Source organism: Stenotrophomonas sp. LARHCG68 (assembly GCF_052871705.1).
Genome location: NZ_JBIXJV010000002.1, coordinates 282159 through 301109, shown reverse-complemented (window position 1 = coordinate 301109; position 18951 = coordinate 282159). Strand labels below are relative to the sequence as shown.

Annotated in this window: 15 protein-coding genes; 4 read left to right on the top strand and 11 right to left on the bottom strand. The window is 68.0% G+C overall.

What is annotated here, in order from left to right:
* Positions 1-197 precede the first annotated feature (197 nt).
* From ACIPR8_RS08830 to ACIPR8_RS08805, 6 genes are all read right to left on the bottom strand, one after another.
* On the bottom strand, positions 198-1268 hold the full coding sequence (locus ACIPR8_RS08830; protein ID WP_132862484.1) for an alpha/beta fold hydrolase: 1071 nt from the start codon (positions 1266-1268) through the stop codon (positions 198-200).
* A gap of 190 nt (positions 1269-1458) precedes the next feature.
* Entirely contained in the window at positions 1459-4314 is a 2856-nt protein-coding gene (locus ACIPR8_RS08825) for a TonB-dependent receptor (RefSeq protein ID WP_446540779.1), read from the bottom strand.
* A gap of 244 nt (positions 4315-4558) precedes the next feature.
* Entirely contained in the window at positions 4559-5866 is a 1308-nt protein-coding gene (locus tag ACIPR8_RS08820; RefSeq protein ID WP_192286912.1) for an ABC transporter permease, read from the bottom strand.
* 10 nt (positions 5867-5876) lie between these two features.
* Positions 5877-7037, bottom strand: a complete 1161-nt coding sequence (locus ACIPR8_RS08815; protein ID WP_446540778.1) for an ABC transporter permease — start codon at positions 7035-7037, stop codon at positions 5877-5879.
* 11 nt (positions 7038-7048) lie between these two features.
* Positions 7049-7735 (bottom strand): ABC transporter ATP-binding protein, encoded by a 687-nt coding sequence (locus tag ACIPR8_RS08810; protein WP_313253132.1) that lies wholly within the window; start codon positions 7733-7735, stop codon positions 7049-7051.
* 1054 nt (positions 7736-8789) lie between these two features.
* Positions 8790-10040 carry an efflux RND transporter periplasmic adaptor subunit gene (locus tag ACIPR8_RS08805; RefSeq protein ID WP_446540777.1) on the bottom strand — a complete coding sequence of 417 codons (1251 nt, stop codon included), beginning with the start codon at positions 10038-10040 and terminating at the stop codon, positions 8790-8792.
* A gap of 206 nt (positions 10041-10246) precedes the next feature.
* Here ACIPR8_RS08805 and ACIPR8_RS08800 point away from each other — a divergent pair, with 206 nt between their 5' ends.
* Genes ACIPR8_RS08800 through ACIPR8_RS08785 form a run of 4 tightly spaced genes read left to right on the top strand, consistent with a single transcriptional unit; the run spans position 10247 to position 13778 of the window.
* The gene (locus tag ACIPR8_RS08800) at positions 10247-11152 is read left to right on the top strand and encodes an ABC transporter ATP-binding protein (RefSeq protein WP_446540776.1); all 906 of its coding nucleotides are present in this window, start codon (positions 10247-10249) and stop codon (positions 11150-11152) included.
* A complete protein-coding gene (locus ACIPR8_RS08795) occupies positions 11152-11937 on the top strand; it encodes an ABC transporter permease (RefSeq protein WP_446540775.1) in 786 nt (261 codons plus the stop codon). Before ACIPR8_RS08800 ends, ACIPR8_RS08795 begins: the two co-directional genes overlap by 1 nt.
* A 39-nt stretch (positions 11938-11976) precedes the next feature.
* Positions 11977-13179 carry a sensor histidine kinase gene (locus ACIPR8_RS08790; protein WP_446540774.1) on the top strand — a complete coding sequence of 401 codons (1203 nt, stop codon included), beginning with the start codon at positions 11977-11979 and terminating at the stop codon, positions 13177-13179.
* Positions 13176-13778 (top strand): response regulator, encoded by a 603-nt coding sequence (locus tag ACIPR8_RS08785; RefSeq protein WP_446540773.1) that lies wholly within the window; start codon positions 13176-13178, stop codon positions 13776-13778. The genes ACIPR8_RS08790 and ACIPR8_RS08785 overlap by 4 nt, the downstream gene beginning before the upstream one ends.
* 87 nt (positions 13779-13865) lie before the next feature.
* Here the strand turns inward: ACIPR8_RS08785 and ACIPR8_RS08780 are convergent, their stop codons facing one another.
* The 5 genes from ACIPR8_RS08780 to ACIPR8_RS08760 form a co-directional block, all read right to left on the bottom strand.
* A complete protein-coding gene (locus ACIPR8_RS08780; protein WP_446540772.1) occupies positions 13866-14405 on the bottom strand; it encodes a cytochrome b in 540 nt (179 codons plus the stop codon).
* Positions 14402-15490: a catalase family peroxidase gene (locus ACIPR8_RS08775; protein ID WP_446540771.1), complete on the bottom strand. Its 1089-nt coding sequence runs from the start codon at positions 15488-15490 to the stop codon at positions 14402-14404. The genes ACIPR8_RS08780 and ACIPR8_RS08775 overlap by 4 nt, the downstream gene beginning before the upstream one ends.
* Before the next feature lie 170 nt (positions 15491-15660).
* Positions 15661-17028 carry a leucyl aminopeptidase family protein gene (locus tag ACIPR8_RS08770; protein ID WP_192286904.1) on the bottom strand — a complete coding sequence of 456 codons (1368 nt, stop codon included), beginning with the start codon at positions 17026-17028 and terminating at the stop codon, positions 15661-15663.
* 31 nt (positions 17029-17059) lie between these two features.
* A complete protein-coding gene (locus ACIPR8_RS08765) occupies positions 17060-17767 on the bottom strand; it encodes an HAD family hydrolase (protein WP_446540770.1) in 708 nt (235 codons plus the stop codon).
* 48 nt (positions 17768-17815) lie between these two features.
* Positions 17816-18913: an AI-2E family transporter gene (locus ACIPR8_RS08760; RefSeq protein ID WP_132863179.1), complete on the bottom strand. Its 1098-nt coding sequence runs from the start codon at positions 18911-18913 to the stop codon at positions 17816-17818.
* Between the last annotated feature and the right edge of the window lie 38 nt (positions 18914-18951).

Genomic DNA, 18951 nt, shown 5'->3' with positions numbered 1-18951 from the left:
CCTCCCCAGCCCTCCCCTTGGCTGCGCCAAAGGGAGGGGGCAACAGCCGGCGGCCTGCAGGATGGCTGTCTCCCTTCAGCACCAGCGCGCATGAATACCCCCTCCCTTGCGCAGCGGGGGAGGGTTGGGGAGGGGGGGGAGGTGCGTCGTGGCGGATGTGCTGTCGGCTTCGCGGCGAACGCCGCTCCTGCCGGTGGTCAACCCAGCGGCTGGGGCGTTGGGCAGTGGCCGTGTTCGCCGGCGTCGGCAAACCAGTCGTTGACCACGCCGGACAGCCGGTCCAGCCGCATCGGCAGGGTCAGGTGGTCCTCGCCTTCCACTTCCAGGTAGTGCGCGCGCGGTGCGGCAGCCGCCAGGGCGCGGCCCTGCGCGACCGGGATGTGCTCGTCCTGGCGGCCATGCACCAGCAGCACGCAGGCCGGCACCTGCGCCAGCGCCTGGCCGACATCGACGCGGTCCAGGTCCAGGCCCAGCTTGCGGTCGGCCGCGGCGATGGCCTGGTCCAGGCCCTTGCCACCGTACTGCCAGCGCGCCAGCGGCAGGGCGACATAATCACTCCAGCGCTCGGCAGGCTTGGACAGCATGTGCGGCACCATCGTGCGGATCGCCTGGCCGGCATTGTCGAAGGATTCCATCGCCACCACGCTGCGCAGCTGCGGGCCCAGCTCGCGCGCGGCGAAGATCGCCGTGGCCGCGCCGTAGGACACGCCGAGCAGGTGTACCGGGCCTTCGATCTGGCCTTCGGCCTTCAGCGCCTTCAGCGCGGCCACGACATCATCGGCCTCGCGGGTGCCGTAGCCGGACGGTGCGTGCCCGGAGCGGCCATGGTTGCGCAGGTCCAGCGCCACGGTGCGGTAGCCCTGCTGGGCCAGCTCCAGTGCCCATGGCAGCAGCGAGCCACCGTCCATCATCCAGCCATGCAGCAGGATCACCGTGCCGCGCGCGGGTTGGCCATGCGTGGTCGGTGCCGAAGCCTGCAGCGAGAACTCGGGAAAGCGTTCACCCTTGCCGAGGTAGCGGTAGTCCATCCGGTAGTCGCCCGGGTCGAACGACACCCAATGCAATGCCACGCCATCGGCACCGCTGACGCGGCCCTGGTGGTGGGGTACGCGCGCGAGCAGCGCATCGATGCGTTCGGTGGGGACCAGCGGCGAGGTGCCGCCCGGCGCGGCCAGGCGTTCACTCAGCGACAACGAGGGGACAGGGTGGGAGAAAGCAAAGCCGGCCAGCATCACGCAGACGCCGGCCAGCGCCAGCGAGCGGAGCATGGCGGGATTCCGGAAGTGGGAGGCTGCACACCGTAGCGGCATTGCAGCAGCGCAGCTACCGCACCGCGATGACAGTCTGATGACCGTTGTGTGGTGTTGGGGTTGCGGCAGGGCGTACCGGCTGCGGCGGCCCTCATCCCAACCCCTCTCCCGTGGCACGGGAGAGGGGCGTTGGATCAGCCTTGCTGGATCAGAAGCGCTGCTGGTACTTCATGTACATGAAACGACCGATGTCGAAGCCACCGTAGTAGGTGAAGCTGCTGTTCGGCTGGCTGTACATGATCGGGCCCTCGTGCTTGAACACGTTGTTGACGCCCAGCGACACGGTGCCGTCCCACGGCAGGGCATAGCGCACCTGCAGGTCATGGAAGGTGTTGGAGCCCAGCTTGCGGCTCGGCTGCATGTCCGTGTACGGCGACTGGAAGTCCGGCAGGTTGCACTCCGGGCCGCCTTCCAGGTCGTAGGAGCACTTCTCCTTCATGCTGGAGGTGTAACGGGTGGTCCAGCTCGCGCCGAAGTTGCCGTTCTGCCAGTCCAGGGTCAGGTTGGAGCGCACCCGGAAGTTGCCTTCCCAGCCGGTGAACTGTTCCACCGGGGTGGTGTCCACGTTGTCGCTCTTGCGCGAGAGGTAGTCCACGTAGGTGGTGTTCCAGCGCAGCGACAGCTGGCCGAACGCCATTTCCGGCAGGCGGTAGCGGACACCCAGGTCATAGCCGGCCGTTTCCTGGTAACCGGCGTTGTTCAACGAACGGTTCATGCCGCTGACCTGGCCCTTGTTGGTGCCGGAGGTGTAGCGGGTGAAGCGGTCGCAGGCCGAGGCGATGCCCTGCACGTAGCACTGGTTGAGGATGTCCGTGGCCGACTCGCCGACGATGACGTTGTCGATGCGGATCTTCCACCAATCCAGGCTCAGGTCCAGGCCGGTGACGAAGTCCGGGCTGTACACCAGGCCGACGGTCCAGGTCTTGGCGGTTTCCGGCTTCAGTGCCGCATTGGAGCCGGAGGTGAAGTCGGTCACCGCCTGCACGCCGGAGGTGGTGGCCAGTTCGCCGTCGCCGGTCTTCTGGCGGAAGTCGGCACCCATCCCGGCGGCGGTGCAGCGTGCGGCCACTTCACTGTTGCGTGCGGCGGCGCCGAAGGAGCGGTCACACGGATCGGTGATGCGGTCGCGGGTGGTGACGGTGCCGCCGTACAGGTCATCCACGGTCGGTGCACGGAAACCGGTGCCGTAGGTGGCGCGGACCAGCAACGTGTCGACCGGCTTCCACTTCAGGCCGAACTTGCCGTTGGTGGTGCCGCCGAAGTTGTCGTAGTCCGAGTAGCGGCCCGCCAGGTCCAGCGACAGCTCGCGCACCATCGGCAGGTCGGCCAGCAGCGGCACCTGCAGCTCCAGGTAGACCTCGTCCAGCTTGTAGTCACCGCGCGTGGGCAGGCCACTGGTACCGGCGATCTCGCCCTTCTGCACCATCAGGTCCGGCGTGTAGCTGGCTTCCTCGGTGCGGTGCTCCACGCCCATCGCGGCCATGATGTCGCCGGCCGGCAGGGTGAACAGCGAACCGGAGATGTTGGCGCTGACCACCTTGGTGGTGCTGCGGATATCGTCGACGAAGCTCTTGAACAGGTAGTCACGCACGGCGGGGTCGCCGCTGAGCGAGCCGGGGCTGTCGCTGCCCATCGGCGCCAGCGGATTCCACGGCACGCAGCCTTCGATCACGTTGCCCACGCTGCCGCAGCGGGCCACGCCGTTGCCGTCGATGAAGGACGGGCCGACGGCCAGGTTCACGTTCGGCTGGTACATGCTCTGCAGGGTGCGACGCTCGCCCTCATTGCGGTTGTACATGTAGCTGACGTTCCAGTCCCAGAGATGCGAACCGGTCTCGAAGCTGCCTTCCAGGCCCAGGCTGGCGCGCTTGGTGGTCAGGCTGTTGTTGGTCGCGCGCGGGAACTCCTCGGTGCGGTGCGAGAACAGCACGTCCTTGCCCCAGTGGTTGAACGCACTATCGGCCGAAAGCGCGGCGCGCGAGCCATTGGCGGCCTGCGCGGCCGACACCGAGTACGGGTAGCCGGCCAACTGCTTGATCGATTCACGCTCGCTGTACAGCACGTCGGCGACCACGCGCAGGTCGTCGGTGATCTGGAAGCCGGCGTTGGCGAAGGCGGACTTGCGCTCCAGCGAGGAGAGCAGGGTCATGTTGGTCTTGGTGTTGGCATAGGTGGCCGGGTCACGCGGCTTGAAATTCTCCACCTTGGACGGATCACCGCCGGGGCCGACACTCAGGACATCCTTGCCTACCGTCACCGAGCCCCATGCGGTGGTGCCGTTCAGGCCATCACCGGGGTGGTAGGGGCCGTTCGGGTAGGCGGTGAACGCGCGCGCGCCGCCCAGCACCGGGTCTTCCTTGGACTTCTCGGCGCCGACGCTGAACCAGCCGCGCTCGAAGGTCTTTCCGAAGTTGGCGCTGTAGGAGCGCTTCTGGCCATCGCCTTCGCCGTACTGGCCGACGTAGGCGCTGGCGTTTCCGCCGTCGAAGTTCTTGCGGGTGATGACGTTGATCACGCCGGCGATGGCATCGGAGCCGTACAGCGCCGAGGCGCCGTCGGTCAGCACTTCAATGCGCTCGACGATGGCCGAGGGGATCGAGCCGACGTCGGAGTAACCGCCGGCGCTCACGCCCATGCGGCGGCCGTCGATCAGCACCAGGGTGCGCTCCGGACCAAGGTTGCGCAGGCTGACGAACATGCCGCCGTAGTCGCGTCCGGAGGACAGCGCAGAGGCACGGCTCAGCGACGGTGCGCCGGCGGCGGTGACGTCCTGCAGGATGTCGGCGACGTTGACGTAGCCCTTCTTCTCGATTTCCGCGCGGGTCAGCGCGATGACCGGCTGGGCCGTCTCCACGTTCGCCTGGCGGATGCGCGAACCGGTGATCTCGATGCGGTCCAGCGTGGTGGTGGACTGGTTGGCATCCTGCGCGAATGCAGGAGCGGTGCAGCTGCCGGCGATCGCCAGGGCGATCGCGGTGCGCAGCGGGTTCGACTTCAAAGACATCTCTTTCGGTTTTCCTTTATACCTACTACGAAAAAAGCGCCCGGCTGGGCGCTGTGACAGATGCATCACCGTTGGGGGAGGGACGCAGCATCCGCCATCACAGCTACGCTGCCCGCCGGGTACCCGGCGGGCGCGCATGATGAACCAAATGGATGGATGCGTGAAGGGCGGGTTTCCGCCATGCCCACCTGCCGTGGCGGCAGGGGGCGTTCATCGGGCAGACGGGTTGTCGTGCCGGCGCGGCTCAGGTCTCGCGCAGCGCAGTGGTGATCGGCAGGCGCGCCGCACGCAGCGCCGGGAACAGGCCACCCACCAGGCCAATGCCCAGCGCCCACTTCAGGCCGCTCCACAACAGTGGCGGGGAGACCTTGAACTGGAACACCACCTGGCTGAAGTTGCTGCCCAGCGTGGACACAGTGAAGTTGTTGAAGGCCAGCCAGGCGATCACCCCGCCGAGCAGGCCGCCGAGCAGGGCCAGCAGCATGGTTTCCAGCATCACCGCGGTCACCACCGGCACGCCGCGGAAACCGATCGCACGCAGCGTGGCGATCTCCCGTGCGCGCGTGGCCACCGCCGCGTACATGGTGTTGAGCGCGCCAAACACCGCGCCCACCGCCATGATCGCGCCGATCACCGTGCCCAGCACCTTGAGCAGCTTGTTCAGGCCGCCGCCCTGCTTGCGGTAGTACTCGGCGGTGGTTTCCACATCCAGTTTCAGCCGCGGGTCTGCGGCCACCGCGGCCTTGAACGCCTCGAAGCCCTGCTTGCCGTCGGTCCGTATGCTGATCGACTGCCACGCACTGCGGTCGTAGGTACTGGCCAGCGTCTGCGCATCGGTCCACAACTCGGACTCGTGCGAGTCGCCGGATTCGAAGATGCCCACCACCGTCCATGCCTGGTTGCCGAGCGTGAGCGTCTTGCCCACCTCCAGTCCCTGGAACTGCTTCTGCGCCCCGCGGCCGGCGACGATCTCGCGCAGGCCGGTGCCGAACGCACGGCCCTCGACGATGTGCACCTTGTCGTGCACCGCCCAGGCCTGCTCGCCGACGCCACGGAACTGCGCGTTGACGTCGGTGCCGTCGCTGCGCGAGGTCAGGTTGACCACCTGTGAAAGCTCCGGCGACACCAGCGGACGGCCGTTGTCACCGCGCGCCACGCCGGGCAGGGTTTCCAGCAGCGGCACCTGCTCGCGGGTGATGACCGAGTTGGTCTCGGCCTGCGAGCCTCCGCGCAGCACGATGGCGGTGCTGTCATCGCCCGTGCTCTCCAGCGTTGCCTGGAAGCCCTGGCCCATGGCGAGCATCGCCACCAGCACGCCGACCACGCCGGCGATGCCGATCACGATCACCGACGAGGCCCCCCAGCGCTGCGGCAGGCTGGCCAACCCGATCCGGGTCGCCGCCAGCGCCAGGCGGCCGCTGCGGGTCAGCACCAGCCACAGGGCGATGACCACCACCAGCACCGCCACGCCCACCCAAGGCAGGGCGATCCAGATGCCCAGGCCGGCGGCCAGCAGCACGATCACCAGCGCATTGGAAAGAAAGTTCTTCATGTCGTTCTCCTCAGCGCCCGGCCAATGCGTCGACGATCTTCAGGCGCTTGGCACGCAGTGCCGGCAACACGCCCACCACCAGCCCGATCACCACGATCAGGACCGCCCCCATCGCCCAGGTCTGCAGTGGAACCTGCGGCGGCAGCATTCCGCGTGCCTGTGTGGCCATGCCTGGCAATACCAGCGCGGCCAGCCCCAGCCCGATGACGCCACCAAGACCGACCAGCAGCACCGCTTCCACCATGACCAGCATCAGCACCGTGCCGTCCTTGAAGCCCAGCGTCTTCAGCACCGCCAGTTCCGGGATGCGCTCGCGCACCGCCTGCGCCATCGTGTTGCCGGTGAGCAGCAGCAGGGTGAAGAACACCGCGCCCATGATCGAGGTGACGATCATGCCGATGTCGGCGAACTGCTTGACGAAAGCCTGCTGGAACGCCGATTCGGACTGGCTCTTGGTTTCGTGGTCGGAGTTGGCCGAGATCGCATCAATGGCCTGCGCGACCCGTGAAGCATGATCCGGGTTGTCCAGCGTCACCGTGTACCAGCTGACCTGGTTTTTGATGTAGTCGTTGGATTCGTCGAAGTACTTCCAGTTCATCATCAACTGGCGTTCCTCGTTGTTGGCGACGGCACGGTCCTTGGAGCGGAACGTCCCCACCATCTGCAGCGGCCAGTCATTGCTGCCGCCACGCGGGAAGATGGTGGCCTGCAACGGGATCGTGTCGCCGATCTTCCAGCCGAACTCCTTGGCCAGCGTTTCACCGACGATGGCGCCGGTGCGGGTAGTGCGGAAGGCTTCCAGCTGTGCCTTGGGGATCTCGAATTCGCTATAGACGTCGAAGTAGTTAGGTGCCACCGAGAAGTTGGCGAAGAAGTTCTTCGGATCCTGATAGATGCCGCCGAACCACATGCCGTAGGTGATGTCGCGCACGCCTTCCACCTGACGGATCTGTGATTCCAGGCGGATGGGAAGGGACTGGGTGATCGACAAGCGCGAGGAGACGATCAGGCGATTGGCGCCGGCTACGCTGCTGCCGCCGCTGTTGAAGGCCACGCGCACCGAATCCAGCATGCCGAACAGCAGAAAGGCCGTAACGATGGAGAGCAGCGTGAACAACGTGCGTGTGCGGCTGCGGAACAGCTGCGCCCATACCAGTGAAAAGTACTTCATGGTCGCGCTCCTCAGTGCACGGGGGCGTCGACCAGCTCGCCCTTGTCCAGATGCACGGTGTGGGTGGCGTACTCGGCGGCCTTGGGGTCGTGGGTGACCATGATGATGGTCTTGCCGTGTTCGCGGTTGAGCAGCTGCAGCAGGCCCAGCACTTCTTCCGCGCTCTGGCGGTCGAGGTCACCGGTGGGCTCGTCGCAGATCAGGAAGGTGGGGTCGGAGACGATGGCGCGGGCGATGGCCACGCGCTGCTGCTGGCCGCCGGACAGTTCGTTGGGGCGGTGGTCACGGCGTTCGGCCAGGCCGACCAGGGTGAGCGCGATCTGCGCGCGACGCTTGCGGTCGGCAGCGCTGAGGTTGGTCAACAGCAGCGGCAGTTCCACGTTCTTCTGCGCGGTGAGCATGGGCATGAGGTTGTAGAACTGGAACACGAAGCCGACGTGGTGGCTGCGCCAGGTGGACAGTTGTCCGGCGCTGAGCCGGTCGATGCGCTGGTCTTCGATGTTGATCTCGCCGCCGCTGGGGGTATCCAGGCCGCCGATGAGGTTGAGCAGGGTGGTCTTGCCGGAGCCGGACGGTCCCATCAGGGCAACGAAGTCCCCGCGTTCGATGTCCAGGTCGATGCCGTGCAGGACCTGTACCTTTTCCGGTCCACGCTGGTAGGTCTTGGTGATGTTGCGCAGGGAGACGAGGGTGCTCATGGGTGGTCCTCAGCGATGGAGTGGGCGTCGGCAGCAGTGAAGTGGATATGGGCAGCAGCGGAGCGGATGTAGGCAGCAGTGGAGCGGGTTGGGTCAGCGATGGTGATTGGCGTCCCCTCTCCCGTCCTGCGGGAGAGGGGCAGGGGTGAGGGCAGCTGTTGCAGTTGCCGTTGCTTCTTCCCCTCCCTTTGCCAAAGGCAAGGGGAGGGCCAGGGAGGGGTGCCGTTGCTTTGGCTTTGGTTGTTGCTGTTGCTGTTGCCGTGCCGGGTTCCCTTCCGCAGCGACGGAGCTGGCAGACAAGACCCCGAGAGGGGCGACGCACAAGGATGTGCGTCGTTTTTCGACGGGACAGGGATGTCCCGTCGAAAAATCCTGCCGGCGGAGTGGACCCGCGTCGCGTAGCGGCGTGGGCGCGGAGGCAGGGTGTGCTTTCTTTTGGTTAGCTTTTCTTTGCACAAGCAAAGAAAAGTAACTCGCTCCCCGAAGGGGAGTGAAAGCTCTTGACCTTGCTGTTGCTCTAGGAGCACAAGCAACAGCAACAGCTTTCGTGCCCCTAAAGGGGCGCGAGCCACCTTTCTTTGCTTGTGCAAAGAAACCTGGCGCAAAGAAAGCACACCCTGCCTACGCGCCTTCCGCGCTGCGCGCTACAGGTCCACTGCGCTGCCGGGATTTTTCGACGGGACATCCCTGTCCCGTCGAAAAACGACGTGCATCCATGCACGCCGCCCCTGCGGGGTCCTCTCCGTCAGCTCCGTCGCTGCGGAAGGGGCCCGGGTAGGGCAACAGCAACAGCAACAGCCAAAGCCAAAGCCGAAGCCGAAGCCGAAGCCAAAGCCAAAGCCAAAGCAAAGGCCAAAGCAAAGGCCAAAGCAAAGGCCAAAGCAAAGGCACCCCTCCCTGGCCCACCTCTACGCTTCGCGCAGGGGTGGGGAGGGGAAGAAGCAACTGCAACAACAACGGCAACAACCGAAGCAACTACGCGATCAACAGCAGCTGGCTTTACCGCGCTTGGTTACTGCCATGTGCTACATGACATCAGCGTTGCGTCGCCTGCTTACTTCTGCGCGCCGTCCAATGCCACCTTGTCGCCATCCTTCAGGGTGTCCGGCGGGTTGACCACCACCGTCTGGCCGGCACTCAGGCCGGCCAACACCTGCTTGTCCTTGTTCAGGGCTTCACCGACCTGCAGCACCTGCTGCTGCACCTTGTCGTCGGCCTGCAACACGAATGCCACCGGCTTGCCGTCGCGCTGCGTGATGGCCGTGGCCGGCACGCGGACGCCCTTCGGGGCCTGCGCATCGACCGGTGCCGCCTTCTCCAGGAAACTCACCCGCACGCCCATCTCCGGCACGATGCGGGGGTCCTTCACGCCCAGCGCCACGCGCACCTTCACCGTTGCCTTGCCACGGTCGGCGGTCGGGATGATGGCGATCACCTCGCCGGGGATCTTCCAGTCCTGGTAGGCGTTGAGCACCGTCTCCACCGGCATCTTCGGCTGCACGCGGCCGATGAAGGCCTCGCCCACCTCGACTTCCACCTCCAGCGAATCCATGTCGACGATGGTGCCGATGCCGGTGCGGGTGAAGCCGCCACCGGCCGACAGCGGCGAGACGATCTCGCCCGGCTGCGCGGCCTTGGCGGTGACCACGCCGGTGAATGGCGCACGCACGATGTTGTTGTCCACGCCCAGGTCGGCGATGGCCAATGCATCCACCGCCACCTTGGCGTTGTGCTGGGCGGTCAGCAGCTGCGCGCGCAGGCTGTCGCGGGCGGCGACGGCCTGGTCATACTGCGAGCGCGACACCAGCTGTTGGCCGACCAGTGCCTGCAGGCGCGTGGCCTCGGCATCGGCCTGGCGCAGCTGCGCCTGCAGGCCGCCGATCTGGCTGCGCGCCGCGTCCAGCTGCGCGGCGTTGAGGCTGCGCTGGGCGTTGGCGTCGATCGGGTCCAGGGTGGCCATCACCTGGCCTTCCTCCACCCGCATGCCTTCCTCGATCATCACCTCGCGCACCTTGCCGGTGATCTTGGCCGAGACGGTGGCCATGCGCCGGGCCACGACGTAGCCGCTGGCATCCAGCACGGCATTGCTGCCGCCGCCCTGGCTCATCGCCACCACCGGCGCGGTCTCCACCGTCGCGGCCGGTTTGCCGCGGGCGAGCATGCCCACGGCCAGTGCCGCCAGCAGCACCAGGACCAGCCCGATCACTACCCACAGCCAGCGGCGGGACGGGGAAGGGCCGCGCGGCGGCGGGGCGGCCGAGCGGTCGATGCGGAGTTCTTTCAGCAGTTCAGCGGAGGCATTCATGTAGGAAAGGACGGCGCGTGGCGGGAAATGTGACCGAAGGTACCCCAAACCACCACGACCGGTGCGTCGTGGCATGTGGCCGATTCTAGACAGGCGCCGGGGGCCGCGCAGGTGACGGGTGTCACCCGCTTTGCCTGACCGGCGTGACTGCTGCCAGGCCGATGCCGCGCCTAACGTGGCGCCATTCCCACCAGGAGCGGATCGCGATGACGCAGGGCAACGAGGTACTGGCCAGCCTGCGTGGCGTGTACAAGCGCTACGGCACGTTGGCGGCGTTGGAGGGCGTGGACCTGGACCTGCATGCCGGGCAGGTGCTGGCCCTGCTCGGGCCCAATGGCGCCGGCAAGACCACCACCATCGGCCTGTTGCTGGGCCTGCTGCGGGCCGATGCCGGCCAGGTCACCCTGTTCGGGGAGCACCCGCAGCAGCTGTCGGCACGTCGCCGCATCGGCGTGATGCTGCAGGACGCGGCGCTGCCGGAAACGCTCACCGTGCAGGAACTGCTGCGGCTGTCAGCCAGCTACTACCCGGCACCGCGGCCACTGGCCGACAGTGCCGCGTTGGCCGGCATCGGAGACCTGTTGCGCCGTCCTTACGGCAAGCTCTCCGGCGGCCAGCAACGGCGGGTGCAGTTCGCGTTGGCCATCTGTGGCCGGCCGCGCCTGCTGTTCCTGGACGAACCCACCGTCGGCCTGGACGTGCCGGCGCGCCAGCAGCTGTGGGACACGGTGCGCACGCTGGTGGGCGAGGGCACCGCCGTGGTGCTCACCACGCACTACCTGGAAGAGGCCGAGCGGCTGGCCGACCGCATCTGCGTGATGCTGCGCGGCCGGGTGGTCAGCGATGGCAGCGTGGATGCGCTGCGCGCCCGCGTACTGGTCCGCGCGGTGCGGTGCCAGTCACGGCTGGACGTCGCCCAGGTCGGTCGCTGGCCGGGCGTGCGCCAGGCGCAGCGTGACGGGGAGCGCCTGCACCTGGCCTGCGACCAGGTGGAGGCGGTGGTGCGACGGCTGCTGGCCGCCGACCCGGACCTGTCCGCGCTGGAGGTCAAGCCGGCCGGCCTGGAAGAAGCCTTCCGCGATCTCACCGATCCCCAACCGCAGGCCGCCTGATGAACACCACTTCCTCCGCGTTCCTGGCCGGCGCCCGCATGTCCGGCCGCCGCGTGCTCGGCGCCTACCTGCAGGAGGCACGGGCCGAATGCCTGCGCTACCTGCGCAGCCCCGGCTTCGTGCTGCCGACGATGCTGTTCCCGGCCACCTTCTACCTGATGTTCGCCGTGGTGCTGGGCCTGGGCCAGGGTGCCGATGGGCCGCGCTTCCTGCTCGGCACCTATGCCACCTTCGGGGTGATGGCGCCGGGGCTGTTCGGCTTCGGGGTGTCGCTGGCGCTGGAGCGCGGCAATGGGCTGCTCACGCTCAAGCGTGCGCTGCCGATGCCGCCGGCGGCGTATCTGCTCGGCAAGATGGCCATGGCCATGCTGATGGCGCTGGCGATCGTGGTGCTGCTGCAGATGCTGGCGGTGCTGGTCGCCGGCGTGTCACTGGCGCCGGTGCAGATGCTGCGCCTGACGCTGAGCTGCGTGCTCGGCGCGTTGCCGTTCTGCGCGCTGGGCCTGCTGATGGGCACGTGGGTGAAAGGGGATGCCGCACCGGCGCTGGTCAACCTGCTGTACCTGCCGATGGCGTTGCTGTCGGGGCTGTGGTTCCCGTTGTCGATGCTGCCGCCGGTCCTGCGCAGCATCGCCCCGGTCTGGCCCAGCCACCACCTGAACATGCTGGCCCAGTCGGCCATCGGCTTCGATACGGGCAGCGCATGGCCGCATGCGGCGTGGCTGGGCCTGTTCACCGTGGTGGTGGCCACCCTGGCCGCCTGGCGCCTGCGCCGTTATGGCTGATGGCATCATGGGCCGCACTGCAACCGGAGTCACCCGCTGATGTCCCGCACCCTGCCCGCCTGGCTCAGACCGGCACCGGATTCGGTGGTGGCCGACAACATCAAGATCGGCCGGTGGCCATGGCTGGATGCGATCCACCTGCTGTGGACGGTGTGGGTGTTCATCACGCCGTTGTTCGCCGGCGGCTACACGTGGCGCTGGGTATGGATCACGTTGGCGTCCTACCCGGTGTTCGTGTTGCTGTACGTGATGACCCTGCTGTCCTCGCGCCGTCACGTGGCGATCTTCGCCATCGGCATGGTGGTGCTGGGGATCTCGCTGCTGGGCGTGTATCCCTCGGCCATCAGCTACTTCGTGTTCGGTTGCGTGGGGTTGCGCATCAACCGCTGCATCTCCACCACGCGCTACCTGGTCGAGCTGCTGGCGTTGAACGCGGTGTTCGTGGCGCAGACCTCGTGGATCGGCTACCCGTGGCAGGCGATCGCGTGGGTGCCGGTGTTGTCGATCATCATCGGCCTGATCGTCAGCGGTGAGCGTTCCGGCCAGGAGAAGGATGCGGCGCTGCGGTTGTCGCACGAGGAAGTACGGCGCCTGGCGGCCACCGCCGAACGCGAGCGCATCGGCCGCGACCTGCACGACCTGCTGGGGCACACCCTGTCGCTGATCACCCTGAAGCTGGAGCTGTCGCGCAAGCTGTTCGACCGTGATGCGGAGCGCTCGCGCATCGAGCTGGCCGAAGCCGAGCAGATCGCCCGCGACGCGCTGGCGCAGGTGCGCAGCGCGGTGACCGGTTTCCGCGCCGCCGACCTCGCCGCCGAGCTGGCATCGGCGCACCTGCTGCTGGAATCCTCGCGGGTACACCTGCGTTACAGCCCGCCGCCGGCGATGCCGGCATGGATCGAATCCGGGCTGGCGATGATCCTGCGCGAAGCGGTCACCAACATCGCGCGCCATGCCCAGGCCAACGAGGCCATGATCGCGGTGCGCAGCGAAGGCAATGCGGTGGTGCTGGAAGTGGTGGACGACGGGCGCGGCGGCGTCTCGGCCAACGGCAACGGGCTCGCCGGCATGCGCGAGCGGGTGGAAGCCATGGGCGGCACGCTGGCGATCGATTCGCCACGCTCGCACGGCACGCGGCTGGAGGTGCGTATCCCCGTCAACGGCGTGACCACGGCCTCCATCGACCATGCGGCGCTTGCCATGCGGCACGACAACCCCCTGCCCGATGGAGCGCGCGCATGATCCGCATCCTGTTGGCCGAGGACCAGGCGATGGTGCGCGGTGCGTTGTCCGCGCTGCTCAACCTGGAAGCCGACCTGGAAGTGGTCGGTGCCGCCGCCGATGGCGAAGTGGCCTGGCGCGAGCTGCAACGGCTCAAGCCCGACGTGCTGGTCACCGACATCGAGATGCCCAACCTCACCGGGCTGGAATTGGCCCAGCGCGTGCAGCGCCACCAGCTGCCGGTGAAAGTGGTGATCGTTACCACCTTCGCGCGCAGTGGTTTCCTGCGGCGCGCGCTGGATGCCGGGGTGCAGGGCTACCTGCTGAAGGATTCGCCGGCCGAAAAGCTGGCCGAGGCCTTGCGGCAGGTGCAGCGCGGTGGCCGCGCGATCGATCCGCAGCTGGCGATGGAAGCGTGGTCCGAGGCGGACCCGCTCAATGACCGCGAACGCCAGGTGCTGCGGTTGGCCGGCGAAGGCCGTTCGGCCAACGAGATCGCCGAGCAGCTCGGCCTGTCACACGGCACCGTGCGCAACTACCTGTCCGAATGCATCGGCAAGCTGGGCGTGGCCAACCGCATCGAGGCCCATCGCCTGGCCCGCCAGAAAGGCTGGCTATAACCGCAGGAGCGGCTTCGGCCGCGAAGCCGGGAATGCCTGCGTCATCCGACGACACTGGCTTCGCGACCAAGGCCGCCCCTACGAGATTCAATGCGGCTTGCCGCGCGCCATCGCCTGGAACACGCCGTCGCGGCGCACCCACAGGTGGAACAGCGCCGCCGACAGATGCCCGAGTACGGTGGCGAACAACACGTAGGCCAGCAGGCTGTGCGCGTTGCGCAACGCGGCGTACAGGGCCGGATCGTGCGGGACGATCGGTGGCAGGTTCAGGCCCGACCACATCACGATCGGGTAACCGCCCGCCGACAGCATCGACCAGCCGATCAACGGCATCGCCAGCATCAACCCGTACAACAGCCAATGCGAAGCATGTGCGGCGGCCGCCTGCCACGCCGGCAGGTCAGCCGGCAGCGGCGGCGGCCGGTGGCGCAGGCGGTTGTACAGGCGCACCAGTGCCAGCAGCAGGATCGCGATGCCGAGCGGGCGGTGCAGGTCGATCAGCGCCGGGCGCCAGTGCAGCGAGGCGACCATGCTCACGCCGACGAACAGCATGGTCAGGATCATCGCCGCCATCAGCCAGTGCAGAACGCGGGCAGTGAGGTTGAAGTGGCCTGCGTCGCGGCTCATCGTGCACCTTCCTTGCCGGTGGCGTCGGTTGCCTTGCCGCCGGCGATCTCGCGCTCGCGGCGGTTGAATGACTGCGAATACACCGCTGAGCGCGCGGCCAGGATCGGGTCATCGGAACCCTTGATGCCACGCGGCAGGATCAACGGGTCGTAGTTGAGGTCGCGGCAGGCGCCGTCGGCCTGCGCCTGCATCGAGGTCAGGCTGAGCGTGCCGACCTTGACCTGGCGGCGCTGCCCGGGCCACACCTGCGAGGGATCATCGACCGGGTCGCCGGCCTCGGCCAGGGTCACCCACATGTCCCAGCGCACCGGGCCCAGCGCCAGCCGTTGCTGGAATTCGTCGGCCAGGTAATCCAGCCCGGCCTGCGCGCGTTGTTCCGGCGTCATCTCCACGAACGGTGCCTGTGGGCGCATGCTCCAGCGCACGAAGTGCTCGCTGCCGTCGGCGGCGATGAAGCGGAAGCTGTTGACCCCGTTGTAGTCGGTGTTGGCCCAGCTGTTGGACCACGGCGCGGTCCTGGCCCACTGCCCGAACGCACGTGCCGACGGGTACTTCGCCTGCACCGCGGCCATCTTCGCTGGGTCCGGTTTGCCGGTGGCCGGATCGGGGATGCCGGCACGGGTCTGTTCGAGGAAGGCCTCGGGCGTGGGCACGGCGAAGAACGGGAAGCTGTTCATCGCCGTGCGCCATTCCTGCCCGTCATCGCTGATCAGCTGCAGCGCCATGCTGCGAACGCGCGCGTTGGCGTCGGCGCCGTGCGGGTCACCACCGCCGATCGACAGGCGGCCCAGCACCGGCACCTGCGGTTGCGCGAACACGCGGGCCGAACTCAGTGCCGCGCCTTCCGGCGTGCCCTGGAAGGTGCCTTGCACGCACATGCCCTTGGCATGCGCACGGCGGAAGCCCGGATGCGCCGGCCCGGTGGCTTCGATGCTGTCAGTGAAGGCCTGGGCGGTGGCGCGGTCGCGGCCGATCCAGCCGGCCAGCCAGGCGAAGGCCAGTGCCAGCAGGCCGACGATCAACGCGATCAGCGCGATCCATGGCAGCGGCGAACGGGCGGCGCGGGTATTGCCGAAAAGCGACATGACGGGGTTCCTGCCTTCACGATGCGTGTGGGTGGGCGACGCAGGGATGCTGTCAGAAAATCCGTCGGGCGAATATTCACTTTTTCGCCAACATTTGCCGGAACGACGAATCCCCGCCGAGGCGGGGATCCGTGGCTTCAACCGAAGGCCGGGGAATGCCCGGCTCCAGCTCAGGCGTAGCGCGCCTTCAGCATCGCCCAGGCCGAACGCAGGGCCAGGGCTTCGCCGCCGGCCGGACGGCCCGGGCGTTCGCCGTCGTTCCAGGCGTACACGTCCAGGTGCGCCCAGACCTGGCCGTCGTTGATGAAGCGCTCCAGGTACAACGCGGCGGTGACCGAGCCGGCCATGCGCGAGCCGGAATTGGCCAGGTCGGCGATGCCGCTGTTGAGGTAGCGCAGGTATGGGCGCCACAGCGGCATGCGCCACAGCGGGTCGCGGGTGGCGTCGCCGGCCTGCAGCCACTGGTTGGCCAGCGTGTCGTTGTTGGAGAACAGCGCCGGCAGGTCCGGGCCCAGCGCGATGCGGGCGGCACCGGTGAGCGTGGCGAAATCGATGATCGCCTCCGGCTGCTGCTCGCTGGCGTAGGTCAGCGCGTCGCACAGGATCAGGCGGCCTTCGGCGTCGGTGTTGTCGATCTCCACGGTGATGCCCTTGCGCGTGGTGATCACCTCGCCCGGACGGAAGGCATCCGGGCCCACCGCGTTCTCCACCGCCGGCACCACCAGCGTCAGCCGCACCGGCAGCTGCTGCGCCATCACCAGCCCGGCCAGCGCCAGTGCGTGCGCGGCGCCGCCCATGTCCTTCTTCATGTTGCGCATGCCGTCGGCCGGCTTCAGGTCCAGCCCGCCGGTGTCGAAGCACACGCCCTTGCCGACCAGCGCCAGGTGCGGCGCATCGTCCTTGCCCCAGCGCAGCACGATCAGGCGCGGCGCCCGGTGCGAGGCGCGGCCGACGGCGTGGATGGTCGGGAAGTTCATTTCCAGCAGTTCGTCGCCGGCGATCACTTCCAGCGCGCCGCCGTGGGCGTCGGCCAGTTCGCGCGCGGCGTCTTCCAGCTGCTGCGGGCCCATGTCCTCGGTGGGCGTGTTGACCCAGTCGCGCACGCGCAGGCAGGCGGTGACCACGTCCAGCACTTCCTGCGCGGGGCTGGCGACCAGCTGTGCCGGCGCGCGCGCCGGCTTGCGGTAGCGTGCGAAGCGGTAGCTGCCCAGGCCCCAGCCGAGCTGCAGGGTGGTGATGCTGGCCGCATCCAGTTCATTGGCCAGCTGCCAGGTGGTGCCGGCCGGCAGTGCGAACGGGCCATGCGCGTAGGCATAGGCATCGGCGCGGTCACCCACGCCCAGCACCGCGCCGGCGATGCCGTTGCTGCCCGGCAGCAGGGCCACGCTGTTGGCCGCGGCGTTGAACTGCTGGCTGGCCAGCCAGGCCTGCACGGCGGGCGGCTGGGTGGCCGCCCATGCGGCGAAGCCGTCGCGGTCGAGCACGTACAGCGGCAGGGCGTTGGCGGTGTCGGTAGTGAAGCCGTTGATCGGGGTCATGTCTGTCTCGTATCGGATGGCGGTCGTCGGCTCAGCGCGGCGTGGATGCGTTGGCATCCAGCCAGTCGGCCAGTCCGGTCAGGGTGTCGAACTGCAGGTCCGGCTGCAGTTCCTGATGGGTCCATGTGTGTGCTTCGCGGTTGATCCAGCAGCCGCGCAGGCCGGCGCGCATCGCGCCGGCCACGTCCATCTCGGCGTGGTCGCCCACGTGCAGCACCTGCGCATGCGCCACGCCCAGCCTCTGGCAGGCCGCGTGGAAGATGCCCGGGTCCGGCTTGGCCGCGCCGAACTCGCGCGAGCCCAGCTGGAAGGCGAACAGCTCGCCGATGCCGATGCGCTGCAGGTCGGCGTTGCCGTTGCTGACCGCCGCCACCGGCACGCGCGCGGCGATGCGACGCAGCGCCTCCAGCGCGTCGGGGTAGAAGGTCACCTGGTTGCGCGCCGCGTAGAACGCCTCGTAGGCCGGCTCCAGCAGCGCCGGGCTGGCACCGCTGTTCTCCAGTGCTTCGGCCAGGGTCAGCCGCCGCAGGGCGCTCAGGTCGTAGTGCAGGTGCGGGTTGTCGCGGAACGAGCGCTCGCGCAGTTCGCGCATGGCCGCCACCGGATACATCGCTGCGGTGGCGGGGCTGTGCTCGAGCATCCAGTCGTGCAGCACCTGGTCGATGCGCGCGCCGATGGGCGCGAAGGGCCAGAGTGTGTCGTCCAGGTCGAGGGTGATGGCTAGGACAGGAAAGTTCACCGCGCCATTTTACGGCAAGCCTGCCGCGCTGGCCCTCACGGCTTCAGGCTATTCGAGCAGCCGGGCCCAGCCCTGCATGCCGTCCACGCGGCTGAGCACCAGCTTCACGCAGACCAGCAGCGGCACGGCCAGCAGCAGGCCGACGATGCCCCACAGCCAGCCGAACAGCATCAGCGCCAGGATCAGCATCAACGGCGAGATCGCCATGCTGCGGCCCAGCACGATGGGCGTGACCAGCTGCCCCTCCAGCGTGTGCAGGGCCAGGTAGCTCAGCGCCGGCAGGCAGGCGGTGAGCGGGTCGTCGAACATCACGAAGCCCACCAGCAGCATCAGCGCGATGCCGATCAGCGGGCCCACGTAGGGGGCGAAGTTGAGCAGCGCCGCCACCGTGCCCCACAGCAGTGCCTCGGACAGCCCGATGCCCAACAGCATCAGCACGCCGGACAGCACCAGCCCCAGGGCGATGTTGATGACGGTGATGGTCAGCACGTAGCGCGAGATCTCCCGCTCCATCGACCGCAGGATGTCGGCGGTGAAGCGCTTCTGCTGGCGGTTGGGCAGCAGGTCGATCACGTGCCGCTGCAGGCTCTGCCCGTAGATCATGAAGAACAGCGTCAGCAGCACCACCGCCAGCGCCGAGGCGGCCAGCTTGGGGGTGCGCACCAGTGCCTTGTACGGGTCATCGAGCTGGGTGCGGACCACCTGCACCTTGCGGTTGCCTTCGCCGCCGGCGGCACGGGCAAAGCTCTCGGCGGCCTGGTTGGCCTGCTGCACCGGCTTGACCAGCGCCTGTACCTGGCGCGAGATCTGCCGCATCTGCTGCGGGGCCTGCTGTACCCAATCGGTGGCCGGCCCGGCCAGCTGCACCGCCAGCGCCACGCTGCCGGCCAGGCCGAGCAGCAGCACCAGCAGCGCGGCCAGGAAGCGTGGCAGGCGCAGCTTCTGCAGCAGGCGGATGATGGGGTTGCCGACCAGCGCCAGGAACGCGGCCAGCAGCACCGGCAGGATCACCGTCTGCGCCGCCCACAGCGTGTAGCCGACGGCCAGCGTGGCCAGTACCACCAGGGCGGTGGAGGCACGCGGGCGTGGCGGCAGTGGCGCGGGTGCCGCCGGTTGCGGTGACGGCTCGGACAGGGGCTCGGACATGCAGGCGACGCTCCGGCAGACGGAAGGGCGCGGCGTGA